Origin of the sequence: Stenotrophomonas sp. S39, assembly GCF_016624665.1 — a bacterium.
Taxonomy (GTDB): Bacteria; Pseudomonadota; Gammaproteobacteria; order Xanthomonadales; family Xanthomonadaceae; genus Stenotrophomonas.
In genome coordinates this window covers 34,074-48,770 of sequence record NZ_JACVTT010000030.1, presented here as the reverse complement: position 1 = coordinate 48,770, position 14,697 = coordinate 34,074, and the positions used below count along the sequence as shown (strand labels likewise).

18 protein-coding genes are annotated in these 14,697 nt (G+C 67.5%); 15 read left to right on the top strand and 3 right to left on the bottom strand.

The window, feature by feature from the left end; all coding sequences use genetic code 11:
• Positions 1-101 precede the first annotated feature (101 nt).
• Positions 102-641: a Smr/MutS family protein gene (locus IAE41_RS10125; protein WP_200733027.1), complete on the bottom strand. Its 540-nt coding sequence runs from the start codon at positions 639-641 to the stop codon at positions 102-104.
• Positions 642-850: 209 nt separating this feature from the next.
• On the opposite strand from IAE41_RS10125, the gene surE reads away from it, so the two are divergent.
• The 5 genes from surE to IAE41_RS10100 all read left to right on the top strand — a co-directional run bounded on the left by surE (position 851) and on the right by IAE41_RS10100 (position 4,455).
• The gene (gene surE / locus IAE41_RS10120; protein WP_079221439.1) at positions 851-1,630 is read left to right on the top strand and encodes a 5'/3'-nucleotidase SurE; all 780 of its coding nucleotides are present in this window, start codon (positions 851-853) and stop codon (positions 1,628-1,630) included.
• Positions 1,627-2,304, top strand: a complete 678-nt coding sequence (locus IAE41_RS10115; protein ID WP_079221440.1) for a protein-L-isoaspartate(D-aspartate) O-methyltransferase — start codon at positions 1,627-1,629, stop codon at positions 2,302-2,304. The genes surE and IAE41_RS10115 overlap by 4 nt, the downstream gene beginning before the upstream one ends.
• Positions 2,305-2,323: 19 nt before the next feature.
• Positions 2,324-2,938, top strand: coding sequence for a YqaA family protein (locus IAE41_RS10110; RefSeq protein WP_079221441.1), 615 nt, complete (start codon positions 2,324-2,326; stop codon positions 2,936-2,938).
• Positions 2,935-3,720 carry a peptidoglycan DD-metalloendopeptidase family protein gene (locus IAE41_RS10105; protein ID WP_200733026.1) on the top strand — a complete coding sequence of 262 codons (786 nt, stop codon included), beginning with the start codon at positions 2,935-2,937 and terminating at the stop codon, positions 3,718-3,720. The genes IAE41_RS10110 and IAE41_RS10105 overlap by 4 nt, the downstream gene beginning before the upstream one ends.
• 246 nt (positions 3,721-3,966) lie before the next feature.
• Complete coding sequence (locus IAE41_RS10100; protein ID WP_200733025.1) at positions 3,967-4,455, top strand: DUF3828 domain-containing protein; 489 nt, start codon at positions 3,967-3,969, stop codon at positions 4,453-4,455.
• A 28-nt stretch (positions 4,456-4,483) separates the two neighbouring features.
• Here IAE41_RS10100 and IAE41_RS10095 read toward each other — a convergent pair whose 3' ends face one another.
• Entirely contained in the window at positions 4,484-4,858 is a 375-nt protein-coding gene (locus tag IAE41_RS10095; protein WP_108759519.1) for an Mth938-like domain-containing protein, read from the bottom strand.
• A 13-nt stretch (positions 4,859-4,871) separates the two neighbouring features.
• Positions 4,872-5,177, bottom strand: coding sequence for a ribosome assembly RNA-binding protein YhbY (gene yhbY, locus IAE41_RS10090; RefSeq protein ID WP_079221444.1), 306 nt, complete (start codon positions 5,175-5,177; stop codon positions 4,872-4,874).
• 65 nt (positions 5,178-5,242) lie between these two features.
• Between yhbY and rlmE the strand changes: the two genes are divergently transcribed.
• The 10 genes from rlmE (at position 5,243) to IAE41_RS10040 (ending at position 14,687) form a co-directional block, all read left to right on the top strand.
• On the top strand, positions 5,243-5,875 hold the full coding sequence (gene rlmE, locus IAE41_RS10085; protein ID WP_008265654.1) for a 23S rRNA (uridine(2552)-2'-O)-methyltransferase RlmE: 633 nt from the start codon (positions 5,243-5,245) through the stop codon (positions 5,873-5,875).
• A gap of 65 nt (positions 5,876-5,940) precedes the next feature.
• A complete protein-coding gene (ftsH, locus tag IAE41_RS10080; protein ID WP_079221445.1) occupies positions 5,941-7,878 on the top strand; it encodes an ATP-dependent zinc metalloprotease FtsH in 1,938 nt (645 codons plus the stop codon).
• 101 nt (positions 7,879-7,979) lie between these two features.
• The gene (locus IAE41_RS10075; RefSeq protein WP_200733024.1) at positions 7,980-8,168 is read left to right on the top strand and encodes a hypothetical protein; all 189 of its coding nucleotides are present in this window, start codon (positions 7,980-7,982) and stop codon (positions 8,166-8,168) included.
• A 187-nt stretch (positions 8,169-8,355) separates the two neighbouring features.
• Positions 8,356-8,859, top strand: coding sequence for a hypothetical protein (locus tag IAE41_RS10070; RefSeq protein WP_200733023.1), 504 nt, complete (start codon positions 8,356-8,358; stop codon positions 8,857-8,859).
• A gap of 112 nt (positions 8,860-8,971) precedes the next feature.
• Complete coding sequence (folP, locus tag IAE41_RS10065; protein WP_200733022.1) at positions 8,972-9,868, top strand: dihydropteroate synthase; 897 nt, start codon at positions 8,972-8,974, stop codon at positions 9,866-9,868.
• The gene (miaA, locus tag IAE41_RS10060; RefSeq protein ID WP_200733021.1) at positions 9,868-10,821 is read left to right on the top strand and encodes a tRNA (adenosine(37)-N6)-dimethylallyltransferase MiaA; all 954 of its coding nucleotides are present in this window, start codon (positions 9,868-9,870) and stop codon (positions 10,819-10,821) included. Before folP ends, miaA begins: the two co-directional genes overlap by 1 nt.
• A gap of 96 nt (positions 10,822-10,917) precedes the next feature.
• Positions 10,918-11,193, top strand: a complete 276-nt coding sequence (gene hfq, locus IAE41_RS10055; RefSeq protein WP_079221450.1) for an RNA chaperone Hfq — start codon at positions 10,918-10,920, stop codon at positions 11,191-11,193.
• A gap of 14 nt (positions 11,194-11,207) precedes the next feature.
• On the top strand, positions 11,208-12,518 hold the full coding sequence (gene hflX / locus IAE41_RS10050) for a ribosome rescue GTPase HflX (protein WP_200733020.1): 1,311 nt from the start codon (positions 11,208-11,210) through the stop codon (positions 12,516-12,518).
• Positions 12,519-12,817: 299 nt separating this feature from the next.
• Positions 12,818-14,125 (top strand): MFS family transporter, encoded by a 1,308-nt coding sequence (locus IAE41_RS10045; protein ID WP_108746439.1) that lies wholly within the window; start codon positions 12,818-12,820, stop codon positions 14,123-14,125.
• 61 nt (positions 14,126-14,186) lie between these two features.
• Positions 14,187-14,687 (top strand): CinA family protein, encoded by a 501-nt coding sequence (locus tag IAE41_RS10040; protein ID WP_200733019.1) that lies wholly within the window; start codon positions 14,187-14,189, stop codon positions 14,685-14,687.
• The last annotated feature ends 10 nt before the right edge of the window (positions 14,688-14,697 follow it).

Below are 14,697 nucleotides of genomic sequence, written 5' to 3'. Positions count from 1 at the left end.
ATGCGTGGATGCGGGCCGCCGTGCAGGTCGTAGATCCACGCCATGCGTGGACGGGGGCCGACGTGCAGGTCGTAGATCCACGCCCTGCGTGGATGCGGGGATCAACGCCGCGCCAGCAACACCAGCACCGCACCGGTGCCACCCTGGCCGGTCGGCGCCGAGTGGAACGCAAGCACGTCGTTGCGCAGCCGCAGCAGTCGGTCCACCAGGTTCTTCAACACCGGTGCGCCGCCATCGGACTGCAGGCCCTTGCCGTGGATGATGCGCACGCAGCCGTACTCGTGAGCGTGCGCTTCCAGCAGGAACTGGCGCAGCAGCATCTCTGCCTGCGCGGCGGTCGCGCCGTGCAGGTCCAGTTCGTCCTGCACCGAATACTGGCCGCGCTTCAGGCGCTGGAACATGCGCGGCGGCAGGTTGTCGCGGCGGTAGCTGGCGGTGTCGCCGGCTTCCAGCGGGCTGCTGTCGCGCAGCAGGCGGGCGAACTCACCCGCCGCCTCGGCTTCGTCGCGTTCGGCCATGCGCGCGCGCGGCTTCGGTCGCGGCGCCGCGGGCGCTGGCTCGACCTCCTTGCGCAGCGGCTTCACTTCGCCGATGGCCGCACGGAACAGGGCGGCCGGATCTTCATCTTCAGGGTGCGACATGCGCACAGGGTAAACCGCCCGCGCGGGTCTGCCTATGTCGATTCGATGACGCGCATCACCACCGGCAGGGTAGGACCGGCGGCCCGCTTGCGGCACAATACCCGACGCACTTGCGCGATCGCCGGCCCCCGACAGGGGCGCGGGTGGTCCCGCCCACGCGACAAGGTGACGGAATCGAATTCTTGGAAAATCAAGCGGTTAAATCGAAGATGCGCATCCTGGTCAGTAACGATGATGGCGTCGACGCCGCAGGCATCCGGATGCTTGCCGCGGTGCTGCGCGAGGCCGGCCATGAAGTGACGGTGGTCGCCCCCGACCGTGATCGTTCCGGTGCCAGCAATTCGCTGACGCTGGACCTGCCGATCCGGCTCAAGCGCATCGACCACTACACCGTCTCGGTGGCAGGAACTCCGACCGACTGCGTGCACCTGGCGCTGACCGGCCTGCTCGAATTCGAACCCGACATTGTCGTTTCCGGCATCAACAACGCCGCCAATCTCGGCGACGACGTCATCTATTCGGGCACCGTCTCGGCGGCGATGGAAGGTCGCTTCCTCGGCCTGCCGGCGGTGGCTGTTTCCCTGGTCACCCGCAACCACGATCCGAAGCACTTCGAGACCGCCGCGCGTGCCGCAGTGGAGATCGTCGCCCGCCTGAAGGCCGATCCGTTGCCGGCCGACACCATCCTCAACGTCAACGTGCCCGACCTGCCGTGGAGCGAGGTCAAGGGTTTCGAAGTGACCCGCCTGGGCAACCGTCATCGCGCCGAGGGCTGCATCGCGCAGAAGGACCCGCGCGGCAACGACGTGTACTGGATCGGCCCGGCCGGTCGTGAACAGGATTCCGGCCCCGGCACCGATTTCAATGCCGTGCGCACCGGCCACATCTCGATCACGCCCATCCAGGTCGACCTGACCCGCTACCAGGCACTTGAGAAAGTGGCCAGCTGGGTCGGCGGCCTCAGCGCCGCGCTGGACCAGCCGGCATGAGCCCGCGCCTGCGCCTGCAGCCGGAAGCGGTTGGCATCGGCATGACCTCGCAGCGGGTGCGCGACCGCCTGGTCGATCGCCTGCGCGAAGCCGGCATCGTCGACGAGTCCACGCTGAACGCGATCCGGGTGGTGCCGCGCCATCTGTTCATCGACGAGGCCCTGGCCTCGCGTGCCTACGAAGACACCGCGCTGCCGATCGGCCATGGGCAGACCATCTCGCAGCCGTGGGTCGTGGCCCGCATGACCGAGGCGGTGCTGCAGGTCGCGCCGAAGACGGTGCTGGAAGTAGGCACCGGCTCGGGCTACCAGGCCGCCGTGCTCGGCGCCGTGGGCCTGGAGGTCTACACCGTCGAGCGCATCGGCGATCTGCTGCGGCAGGCCCGCAAGCGCTTCCGCGCATTGGGCATGAACATCCGTACCAAGCATGATGACGGCCGCGTCGGCTGGGCCGAGCACGGCCCCTACGATGCGGTGGTGGTCACCGCGGCCGCGCCGGCCCTGGTCGATGCCCTGGTCGAGCAGCTGGCTGTCGGTGGGCGCCTGGTGGCGCCGGTGGGTGGCCCGGGCGGCCAGTCACTGGTACAGCTGGACCGCAGGGAAGACGGCAGCATCGAACAACGCGTGCTGGCACCGGTCACGTTCGTGCCGCTGCTGTCTGGCATGCTCGATTGAATCCACGGAGCAGGGTTGCATGAAGATTTTCGGGCCGCTGTACGAGCGGGCGATGAAGTGGGCGGCGCACGAACGCGCGCCGACCTACCTGACGGTGTTGAGTTTCTTTGAAGCCATCATTTTCCCGGTCATGCCGGAAGTGATGCTGGCGCCGATGTGCGTGGCCCAGCCCAAGCGCGGCTGGTGGTTCGCCACGCTCAGCCTGGCCGGCTCCATGGTCGGCGCGGTGGTCGGCTATGCGCTGGGGCATTTCGCCTTCGAGGCGATCAAGCCGGTGTTCGAGGCGCTGGGCATGCTGCCGGCCATCGAGCAGGGCATCGCCACCGTGCAGGCCAAGATGGCCGAGTCGCCGTGGGCGGTGTTCACCTTCCTGGTGCTGGGGGGCTTCATGCCCATCCCGATGAAGGTCTTCACATGGGCTTCGGGTATCGTCGGCGTGCCCATGCCACAGTACCTGCTGAGCATGTTGATCGGCCGCGGCAAGCGCGTGTACGTGCTGGCCGCGGTCATCCGCATCGGTGGTGCGCGTGCCGAAGCGGCGCTGCGCCGCTGGATTGAACCGCTGGGCTGGATCGCCACCGCGCTGGTGGTGGGGCTGGTTGCCTGGCTTGTATGGAGGTCGAAGTTCGCATGAGTGCAGATTGTCTGAGCAAGGGAGTGCGCATCGGCGCGCTGGCGTTGCTGGTATCCACCCTGGCCGCCTGTGGCACCGCCACCGTCGTCCGCCCCGGCGGCAGCAGCGGTGGCACCACTGTCAGCACGCCGAAGACTTCGGTTGCCAAGCCGGGGCAGACCGTGGTCGTGCGCAAGGGCGACACGATCTACGCGCTGGCCCGCATCCATGACATCACGCCGGCCGACCTGATCGCCTGGAACCGGCTGGACAATCCCTCGCAGATCTACCCGGGGCAGGTCATCCGCCTGTATCCGGCCGGCGCCACCGGCGGCCGTGCGCCGACCACGGTGGTGACCCCGCCGCGTGGTACCGCAGGCACGACGACGCCGACGCCGGTCGCGACGGCCCCGGTAGGGCCGGTGAAGAGCAACATCGGCTGGCGCTGGCCGGCAGACGGCGCGATCGTCGGTCGTTACGTGGCGGGCGATGCGACCAAGCAGGGCGTGGACATCGCCGGCTCCAGCGGCGCTGCCGTGCGCGCCACCGCCAATGGCGTGGTGGTGTATTCCGGTGCCGGCCTGGTCGGCTACGGCGAGCTGATCATCATCAAGCACAGCGACCAGTGGCTGTCGGCCTATGGCCACAACCGCAAGCGCCTGGTCAACGAAGGGCAGAGCGTCAAGGCGGGTGAACAGATCGCCGAGATGGGCCGCACCGGGGCCAACCGCGACATGCTGCACTTCGAGATCCGCTACAACGGCAAGCCGGTCGACCCGCAGCAGTATCTGCCGGCGCGCTAGCGCAGGCAGATACGGGTAGCGCCGGGCCGTGCCCGGCGTGCTTTGCGCCGCGATGCGGCGCCGTCCGAGCATCGGCTCGGGCGCTACAGACAGCTTGCAATCCAGGGTGATGCCGGGCCATGTCGGCGCGCTTCATCCCAGCACCGTGGTTCGGGTCATTTGCGTCATCATCTGTCGCATATTCATATTCCTGCCGGGCGGGAAAGTGCGGCATGCTGCGGCGGTATCCTTCGTGTCAGGTGCCACATGAATCGCGTTGCCTGCCTGCTTGCACTGTTCACCATCGCACCCATGGCCGCCGCTTCCGACGATCCCCACAGCGTGGTGAGTCGTCTGTATGCCGCCCTCCAGGCGTCAACGCCGAGTGAGGCGAGCATCGATCCACTGCTCGGCGACGCCCTCCGTGCAGCTGTGGAGGCCCAGCGGACCTACGAAAGGGCATGCTCTGCGTTGGCTGCGCATGACGAAAAGCCACACATGCTCGACCAGAGTCCCTATCTGTGGGCGCCGGATCGCCCGGAAACAGCAAGCGTCGGTCAGCCCACGGCGCGCGGTGATGCCGCATGGGTCCGGGTTGACATGGCGGCGGGTGACACACGCTGGACCGATCAGGTCCTGCTCGAGAGGCAGGGCATGGGCTGGAAGATCATGGATATACGCTGGGGCCAAGGGGGGCGCCTGACCGGCCGGCTGAAGGATTTCGCCGACTTCCGCTGCGTCGCTTCGCGCGAATAACGCCGGGCCACGCCCGGCGGCTCCGGCCTCAACCTTCCAGAATGAAGGCGGCGGCCACCTTGCGGCCTTCGCCGGCAAGGATGTTGAACGTGCGCGCGGCGGCCGGATTGTTCATCACTTCCAGGCCGATGCCGCGCGACAGGCAGGCCGCCATCACGGCCGCCGGCGGAAATACCTGGCGGTCGCCGGTGCCCAGCACAATCAGCGCCGGGTTCAGCGCAAGAATCGCTTCGATATCGGCCAGCTGCAGGTCGGACGCCTGGCGCACCGGCCACTCCGCGACCAGCTGGTCGGGGGTCAGGAAGAAGCTTTGCCCCAGCACCAGGTCGTTGACCCTGGCCGAGCGGCCGTCGGCGGCGCGCAGGCTGTAGGCGTAATCGGGCGGTTCGTGGTTCAGCTGCATGGGGGCAGGGCGATCAGCCGCGCGGCAGCACGATCTGGCGCTGTTCCTTGCTCGGGCGGTACAGCACGGCGACGTGGCCGATGCGCTGCACCAGCGCCGCCTCGGTGGCTTCGACGATCTCAGCGATCATCGCGTCACGGGCGTCACGGTCCTCGGCGGCAACCTTCACCTTGACCAGTTCGTGGCGTTCCAGGACTTCGTTCAGCTCGGCGATGAAGGCCGGGGTGATGCCCTTGCCGCCGGTCTGCAGCAGGGCCTTGAGGTCGTGGGCGTGGCCGCGCAGGAAACGGGTCTGGGAGGCGGTCAGTGCGATGGACATGCAGGAAAAGGGGGTTGAATGGGACGATCAGGGTATCATGGCGACCCCATCAGCCCCTATTTCCAATGGCCACCCGTAGCAAAAGCAGCCAGCGCTGGCTCAAGGAACACTTCTCCGACCCCTTCGTGAAGAAGGCGCAGGCCGAAGGCATGCGCTCGCGCGCGGCCTACAAGCTCGAGGAGCTGCTCGAACGTGACCGGTTGCTGAAGCCGCACATGGTGGTGGTCGACCTCGGTGCGGCCCCGGGCGGCTGGTCTCAGCAGGTCCGGAGACAGATCGGCGATACCGGCCGCGTGCTGGCGCTGGACATCCTGGACATGCCGCCGCTGGCCGGTGTGGAGTTCCTTCACGGTGACTTCAGGGAAGAAACCGTCCTATCGCAGTTTGAAGCCATGCTCGGGGATCAGCCGGTAGACCTTGTGCTGTCGGACATGGCCCCCAATAAGAGTGGTGTGGGCGCGGTCGACCAGCCGCGGATGATGCACCTGGCCGAGCTTGCGCTGGACTTCGCCGACAACCACCTCAAGACCGGTGGGGCGTTCCTGATCAAGCTGTTCCAGGGCGAGGGCTTTGACGACTATGTGCGCGAGATGCGCCGCCGGTACGACAAGGTCTCCATCCGCAAGCCGGAAGCCTCGCGCAAGCGCTCGCCCGAGGTGTATGCCTTGGGACAGGGAAAACGCGCCCACATGAAGTAAGCTCGCCGAGTACGCTCGACCCCAACGCAAGACCCGCACTAAGAGGAACGCCGGAGCCAATGAGGATGAACGACTTGACCAAGAACCTCCTGCTATGGGTGGTCGTCGCCGTCGTGCTGATGGTGGTCTTCCAGAGCTTCTCGCCCAAGTCCTCCGGGGCCGGGGCGCAGGGCGCGACGTATTCGCAGTTCCTGGACCAGGTGGACAGCGGCAACGTGCAGAAGGTCACCTTCGGTGGCGATTCGCGCGGCCTGACCAACCAGATCACCTACACCACCCGTGGCGGCCAGACGGCCACCATCGCCGCGCCGGCTGATCGCGACCTGATCAACGTGCTGCGCACCAAGAACGTGGACATCGTGCAGGAAGAGCCGTCCAGCGGCATTTCCTTCGCGGCCATCCTGATGAACTTCCTGCCGGTCATCCTGATCATCGGCTTCTGGCTGTTCATCATGCGCCAGATGCAGGGCGGTGGCGGCGGTGCCAAGGGCGCGATGTCCTTCGGCAAGTCGCGCGCCAAGCTGCAGGGCGAAGACCAGATCAAGGTCACCTTCGCCGACGTCGCCGGTTGCGACGAGGCCAAGGAAGAAGTGGGCGAACTGGTCGACTTCCTGCGCGACCCGTCCAAGTTCACCAAGCTGGGCGGCAAGATTCCACGCGGCGTGCTGATGGTGGGCCCGCCGGGTACCGGCAAGACGCTGCTGGCCAAGGCCATCGCCGGCGAAGCCAAGGTGCCGTTCTTCTCGATCTCCGGTTCGGACTTCGTCGAAATGTTCGTCGGCGTCGGCGCCAGCCGCGTGCGCGACATGTTCGAGCAGGCCAAGAAGCACGCGCCGTGCATCATCTTCATCGACGAAATCGACGCCGTCGGCCGCCATCGTGGTGCCGGCCTGGGCGGCGGTCACGACGAGCGCGAGCAGACCCTGAACCAGCTGCTGGTCGAAATGGACGGCTTCGAGGGTGGCGAAGGCGTGATCGTCATCGCCGCGACCAACCGTCCGGACGTGCTGGACCCGGCGCTGCTGCGCCCGGGCCGCTTCGACCGCCAGGTCGTGGTCGGCCTGCCGGACGTGAAGGGCCGCGAGCACATCCTGAAGGTGCACATGCGCAAGCTGCCGCTGGCCGACGATGTCGAGCCGATGGTGATCGCGCGTGGTACCCCGGGCTTCTCCGGTGCCGACCTGGCCAACCTCTGCAACGAGGCGGCCCTGTTCGCCGCGCGTGGCAACGAGAAGGAGGTCCGCATGGACCACTTCGACCGTGCCCGCGACAAGATCCTGATGGGTGCCGAGCGCCGCTCGATGGCCATGAGCGAGGACGAGAAGACCCTCACCGCTTACCACGAAGCCGGCCACGCCATCGTCGGCCGCCTCGTGCCCGAGCATGATCCGGTCTACAAGGTCACCATCATCCCGCGCGGCCGTGCGCTGGGCGTGACCATGTACCTGCCGGAAGGCGACAAGTACTCGATGAACCGCGTGGCGATCAAGTCGCAGCTGTGCTCGCTGTACGGTGGCCGCGTGGCCGAAGAGCTGATCTTCGGTGCCGACAAGGTCACCACCGGTGCCTCCAACGACATCGAGCGTGCCACCAAGATGGCCCGCAACATGGTCACCAAGTGGGGCCTGTCCGACCAGCTCGGCCCGATCGCCTATGGCGAAGAGGACGACGAGGTGTTCCTGGGCCGTTCGGTCACCCAGCACAAGAGCGTGTCCAACGACACCGCGCGCCGCATCGACGAGGAAGTGCGCAACATCCTCGACGAGGCTTATGCACGCACCACCGAGCTGATGACGGCCAACATCGACAAGCTGCATGCGATGTCGCAGCTGCTGCTGCAGTACGAGACCATCGACGCGCCGCAGATCGACGCCATCATGGAAGGCCGCGATCCGCCGCCGCCGGCGGGCTGGAACAAGTCCAACAAGGACGGTGGTGGCAACGACAAGGGCGGTGACGCCCGTCCGCTGCCGCCGATCGCCGGCCCGGCCGAGTCGCACTGACGGCCCGCCATTGCTGATTGCAGACGAGGCCGGGGAAACCCGGCCTCGTTGTTTCCGGGCCCGCTGCCCGACTGAATTCACCGCCTTACGCTGGAGCCCGCATGTCCGTTCCCCCGCCGCAACCGATTTCCCATACCGTCGAAATGGTCATCGCCACCATCGTCGGCGTTGCCGTGGGCCTGACCGTGGACAACCTGCTGCTGGGCTGCGGCGTCGGCATCGCCGTCGGCATCCTGCTGAGCATCATCAAGACCCTGTACGTGGACAGGAAGCGCCGCCGGCAGCGTTGAGGGTTTTCCCGGCAGGGCTGCGCCCTGCCTCTGACAGATTCCTGCAACTGTTGGTGGGTGCCGACCGTTGGTCGGCACGGCAGATCCACGCCATGCGTGGATGAGGCCTTGCGCGGTACCTCTGCTGCGCGTCAGGATGCGCCACCACGGCCGCCATAGGGGGAGGCCGGGTTTACAGGGGATCACCATGAAACTGCTGCTTCCGCTTGCCCTCGCAGGGCTGGCGACTGTTGTCCTGCCCGCTGCGGCCGCTGAGATACGCGTCGTGCAACCGGTGCCGTTCGCTGAATCAGCGATCATCGCCGACGCCATCAAGAGCGAGTGCACCATCGGTGCCACATTGGCGCAGTCGCTCGCCAGCAATGCCACCCGCCACGGCAACACCCTGGTGTCCGGACCGGTGGGTGCCGACAGCGGCAATGGGCGCTCGTTGAGGCTGGAGCTGGTCGAAGCGCAGAGCGCAGGCAACGCCTTTGTCGGGCATTTCAAGTCTGCCGCAGTGCGTGGTGTCCTGTTCGAGGATGGCCACCAGGTCGCGACGGTCACCGCAAGGCGGATCTCCCGCGGGGGTGCCTTTGCTGGTTTCAAGGGCTCCTGCACGGTGCTCGACCGCACCGTCAATGCGATCGGTGAAGATCTGGCAGCCTGGCTGGCTGCACCGACGGACAACGCGCGCCTGGGCGACTTCTGATCGGGGCGGAACTGCCGCCGGTTTCGGTGCCGGCCCGCAGCCGGCACCACCCCAGGATGCAGCGTGCGGCCCTGCGGACTTAAACTAGACACCGTTGCCCGCAGGATCACCCATGTTCGATATCTCCCCCCAGCTCGACTGCGCCGGCCGCATCCTGCGCCTGGACCGTGCCCGGGTCATGGGCATCGTCAATGTCACCCCGGATTCGTTCTCCGATGGTGGCGCCCATGACAGCACCGACGCGGCCGTGGCCCATGGCCTGAAGCTGGTGGAGGAGGGCGCCGACCTGCTCGACATCGGTGGTGAGTCCACCCGCCCGGGCGCCGCGCCGGTGTCGGTGGAGGAAGAGCTGCAGCGCGTGCTGCCGGTGATCGAACAGCTCGCTGCCCGCACCACCGTGCCGATCAGCATCGACACCTTCAAGCCGGAGGTGATGCGCGCGGCCGTGGCGGCCGGTGCCGGCATGATCAACGACATCTTCGGCCTGCGCCAGGACGGCGCGCTCGACGCGGCTGCCGACACCGGCGTGCCGGTGGTGCTGATGCACATGCAGGGCGAACCCGGCCACATGCAGGCCGACCCGCATTACGACGACGTGGTGGCCGAGGTCCATGGCTTCCTCGTACAGCGCCTGTTCGCCGCCGAAATGGCCGGCATCGCCAGGAAGAATCTACTGATCGACCTGGGCTTCGGTTTCGGCAAGACCACGGCCCACAACATGACCCTGCTGGCCCGGTCCGAGCGTTTCCTGGAACTGGGCGTGCCGATGCTGGCCGGCCTGTCGCGCAAGCGCAGCCTGGGCGAGCTGACCGGCCGTGCGGTGGCGACCGAGCGCGTGGCGTCATCCGTGGCTGCACACCTGATCGCGGTCCAGCGCGGCGCGCGCATCGTGCGTGTGCACGACGTGGCCGCCACAGTCGATGCATTGAAGATCTGGGAGGCCGTGGATGCGGTTCCGACGCCCCGCGCCGATGCCGCCCCGTCGATCCGCTGGCCGGGCGAAGAGTGATGTCCGTCGACCAGCGTCCGCTGGCGATCGCGGTGATGGGCCCGACCGCCAGTGGCAAGACCGCCACGGCGATCGCCCTGGCCCGTCAGCTGGACGGGGAGATCGTCAGTGTCGATTCGGCGCTGGTCTACCGCGGCCTGGACATCGGTTCGGCCAAGCCCGATGCCGCCGAGCGGGCGCAGGCACCGCACCACCTGCTGGACCTGCGCGACCCGTGGCAGACCTATTCGGCGGCCGAGTTCGCCGCTGACGCCGGCCGTGTGGTGGCCGACATCGTCACCCGCGGCAAGACCCCGATCCTGGCCGGTGGCACAGGCCTGTATTTCCGCGCCCTGCTGCAGGGGCTGTCGCCCATGCCCGAGGCCGACCCGGCGATGCGCGATGTGCTGAGCGCCGAGGCTGCTGAGCGCGGCTGGGCCGCCCTGCATGCTGAACTGGCGCAGGTCGATCCGGCCGCCGCCGCGCGCATCCACGCCACCGATCCCCAGCGCATCCAGCGTGCGCTCGAGGTCTACCGCCTGACCGGCACGCCGATCAGTGAATGGCAGCGCCGCCCCGGCGTGGCGCCCCTGCCGGTGCGCACCCTGAAGCTGATCCTGGCCCCGCGCGACCGCGCGGTGCTGCACCAGCGCATCGAGGCCCGCTTCGACGCGATGCTGGGCCAGGGCTTCCTTGACGAGGTGCGTGCCCTGCGGGCCCTGCCGCAGATGGCGGCCGTGGCCGCGCCGCTGGACCTGCCGGCGGTGCGTGCGGTCGGCTATCGCCAGGCCTGGGAATTCCTGGACGGGCAGGGCGACGCCGCCCGCTTCCGCGACAAGGCCATCTTCGCCACCCGGCAGCTGGCCAAGCGCCAGCTGACCTGGCTGCGTGGCGAGCTTGATGCCCGCTGGTTCGATCCCCATATCGACCAGGAGCGCCTGGCAAGCGCGGTGTCGACCTTCGTCGCACGCTGAACCGCCGCTGGCCGTGTACCATCATGGACCGGCGGGCGGCTCGGGGGCCGTGGCAACCGCCGGCAACCCAATAAGAACAATAATCAGGAGTTAGCAATGTCCAAGGGGCAATCGCTGCAGGATCCTTTCTTGAATGCACTGCGGCGCGAACGCGTGCCGGTTTCGGTGTACCTGGTCAACGGCATCAAGCTGCAGGGCACGATCGAATCGTTCGATCAGTTCGTGGTCCTGCTGCGCAACACCGTCAGCCAGATGGTCTACAAGCACGCCATTTCCACCGTCGTGCCGGCGCGTAACGTGAAGGTCGGGCCGGGTGGTGGCTACGTGCAGTCGGGTGAAAACGGTCAGGCGGGTGATGAAGCAGACGAGTAATTCTGGAGCGGTGAATGTTTGACCGCTCGAAAAAGGGCGAAAACGCCCTGTTGATCCAGCCCCACTTCGGCAAGCTGGAAGACGACGTGCTGGAAGAGTTCGGTGATCTGGCCCGCTCGGCAGGGGCCAGCATTGCCGCCACCATCACCGCGCGCCTTGACCGTCCCAACCCGTCGACCCTGATCGGCAGCGGCAAGCTGGACGAGATCAAGGCGGCGGCCGATGCAACCGGCGCTGACCTGATCCTGGTCAACCACTCGCTGAGTCCGGGCCAGGAACGCAACCTGGAACGTTTCCTGGAGCGCCGGGTGATCGACCGTACCGGCCTGATCCTGGACATCTTCGCCCAGCGTGCGCACAGCCACGAAGGCAAGCTGCAGGTGGAGCTGGCGCAGCTGCGCCACCTTGCCACGCGGCTGGTGCGCGGCTGGACCCACCTGGAGCGCCAGCGCGGCGGTTCCATCGGCCTGCGAGGCCCGGGTGAAACCCAGCTGGAAACCGACCGCCGCCTGCTGCAGAAGCGGGTGGAGCAGCTGCAGAAGCGGCTGGAGAAGGTCGAGGTGCAGCGCACCCAGATGCGCCGCGCGCGCCTGCGCAGTGAACTGCCGCGCGTTGCCCTGGTCGGCTACACCAACGCCGGCAAGTCGACGCTGTTCAATGCCCTGACCGGCGCCGAGGCGTACGCCGCCGACCAGCTGTTTGCCACCCTGGACCCGACGGTGCGTCGCATCGCCGTGCCCGGCGGCAGCGTCGTGCTGGCCGATACGGTGGGCTTCGTGCGCGACCTTCCGCATGACCTGGTCGCCGCGTTCCGCTCGACCCTGTCCGAGGCGCGCGAGGCCGACTTCCTGCTGCACCTGGTCGACGCCGCCGATCCGCACCGCGAGGAGCGCATCGCCCAGGTCGACGAAGTGCTGACTGCGGTCGGCGCAGGTGACCTGCCGCAGCTGCTGGTGTTCAACAAGATCGACCGCATCGAGGGCGGCGAGGTCCGCCACGACGGCCAGGACGGCATTCCCGATCCCTCGCGCCGCGAGCGGGTCTGGATTTCCGCCCGCGACGGGCAGGGCCTGGAGCTGCTGCAGAGCGTGCTGGGCAAGCGCCTGGGCCTGCAGCACGTCACCGGCGAGCTGCGCCTGCCGCCCAGCGCCGGCCGCCTGCGCGCGCGCCTGCACCAGCTGGAAGTGATCCGCAGCGAGGCGGCTGACGAAGACGGCTGGCTGCTGCAGGTGGACATCCCGATCGCCGAAGCTGAAAAGCTGGCTGCCAGCGCCGACGGCGGCCCGATCCGCGCCCTGCTGCCGGAAAAACTGCCGGAGTGGTGAACCACGACGGGTGGGGTCAGAGCCCTTTGCTGCGCAAAGGGATCTGACCCCATACCGACCCCGTGCCGACCAACGGTCGGCACCTACCAAAGCAGAGCGACTCCCCTCAGGAAACCTGCTTCTGCTGTTGCTCTGGCTTCGGCTTCTGCAGGTGCAGGGCTGCAAGCCCTGCTGGAACACTCCATCCCGCACTACCGGCCGATTACCGCACTCCAGCCGCCCGATAGTGCACATCCGCTCACGCCCGTCGGGCGGATGATCCGAGGGTCTGCCCCCACGGCACCCCCGGAGTCCCTTCCATGTCCCACGTCAGCACCGACGCACTCCCCCAGTACACCGCGGCGGAGAAACGCCACCGCGTGTTCGCCATCATGTCGGCCTCGTCCGGCAACCTGGTGGAGTGGTTCGACTTCTACGTCTACGCGTTCTGCGCCATCTACTTCGCCGGCGCCTTCTTCCCGGCATCCAACCCGACCGTGCAGCTGCTCAACACCGCCGGCGTGTTCGCGGCCGGCTTCCTGATGCGGCCCATCGGTGGCTGGCTGTTCGGCCGCATCGCCGATCGTCTTGGCCGCAAGAAGTCGCTGCTGATCTCGGTCAGCATGATGTGCGGCGGCTCGCTGATGGTCGCCTGCCTGCCGACCTACGCCAGCATCGGTGCGATGGCACCGGTCCTGCTGCTGGTCGCGCGCCTGATCCAGGGCCTGTCGGTCGGTGGCGAGTACGGCACCACGGCCACCTACATGAGCGAGGTTGCTCTGCGCGGCCAGCGCGGCTTCTTCTCCTCGTTCCAGTACGTCACCCTCATTGGCGGCCAGCTGCTGGCGGTGCTGGTCATCGTCATCATGGAAGCCCTGCTGAGCGAAGCGGAGATCCGCGCCTGGGGCTGGCGCATCCCGTTCGTGCTTGGCGCCGTCGCCGCCGTGGTCGCGCTGCTGCTGCGCCGTACCCTGCATGAAACGCAGAGCGAGGCCGACCGTGGCGACAAGGATGCCGGCAGCCTGTCGGCGCTGTTCCGTGACCACAAGGCCGCCTTCTTCACCGTGCTCGGCTATACCGCCGGCGGCTCGCTGATCTTCTACACCTTCACCACGTACATGCAGAAGTTCCTGGTCAACACAGTGCACCTGCCGATCAAGACCGCCAGTTACGTGATGACCGGCGCGCTGTTCCTGTACATGTGCATGCAGCCGCTGTTCGGCATGCTGTCCGACCGCATCGGCCGCCGCACCAGCATGATGCTGTTCGGTGCGCTGGGCGCGCTCACCACCGTGCCGATCCTGATCACCCTGCAGCACGTCACCAGCCCGTGGGCGGCCTTCGGGCTGATCGTGCTCGCGCTGGCCATCGTCAGCTTCTACACGTCGATTTCCGGCATCGTGAAGGCCGAGATGTTCCCGCCGCAGGTGCGCGCGCTCGGCGTCGGCCTGGCCTACGCCATCGGCAACGCGATCTTCGGCGGCAGCGCCGAGTACGCCGCGCTGGGCCTGAAGAGCCTGGGCCATGAGCAGCTGTTCTTCTGGTACGTCACGGTGATGATGGTGGTGGCGTTCCTGGTCAGCCTGCGCCTGCCGCGCCAGGCCCGCTACCTGCACCACGACCACTGAGGGGCAGGGGAGGACAGCGCCGCCGTTCTGCGGTACAAGATGACCGTTGCTACCTCGATCCATGCCGATGTCCTTCCCCTCCGACGCCGATCTCCATGCCCAGGCCGCCGCGCTTGGGCAGCGCCTGCAGCAGGCCTCGCTGCAACTGGTCACCGCTGAAAGCTGCAGCGGTGGCTGGATCGCCAAGTGCATGACCGATATCGCCGGATCCTCGGCGTTCTTCGACTGCGGCATGGTGGTCTACAGCTATGAAGCCAAGCAGCGCCTGCTGGGCGTGCGCGCGCAGACCCTGGAGCAGTTCGGTGCGGTCAGCCGCGAGGCCGTGCTGGAAATGGTGTCCGGCGCGCTGGTCAATTCCGGCGCCGGTATCGCCGTGGCCGTGACCGGCATCGCCGGCCCGGGCGGTGGCAGCCCGGACAAGCCGGTCGGCAGTGTCTGGATCGGCTGGAAGCGCCGCGGCGGTTACGCACGCGCCGAGCTGTTCCAGTTCGACGGCGACCGCGAAGCCATACGGCGGCAGACCGTCGCAGCCGCCCTGCACGGTATCGACGCCCAGCTGTGACATGCTGGCC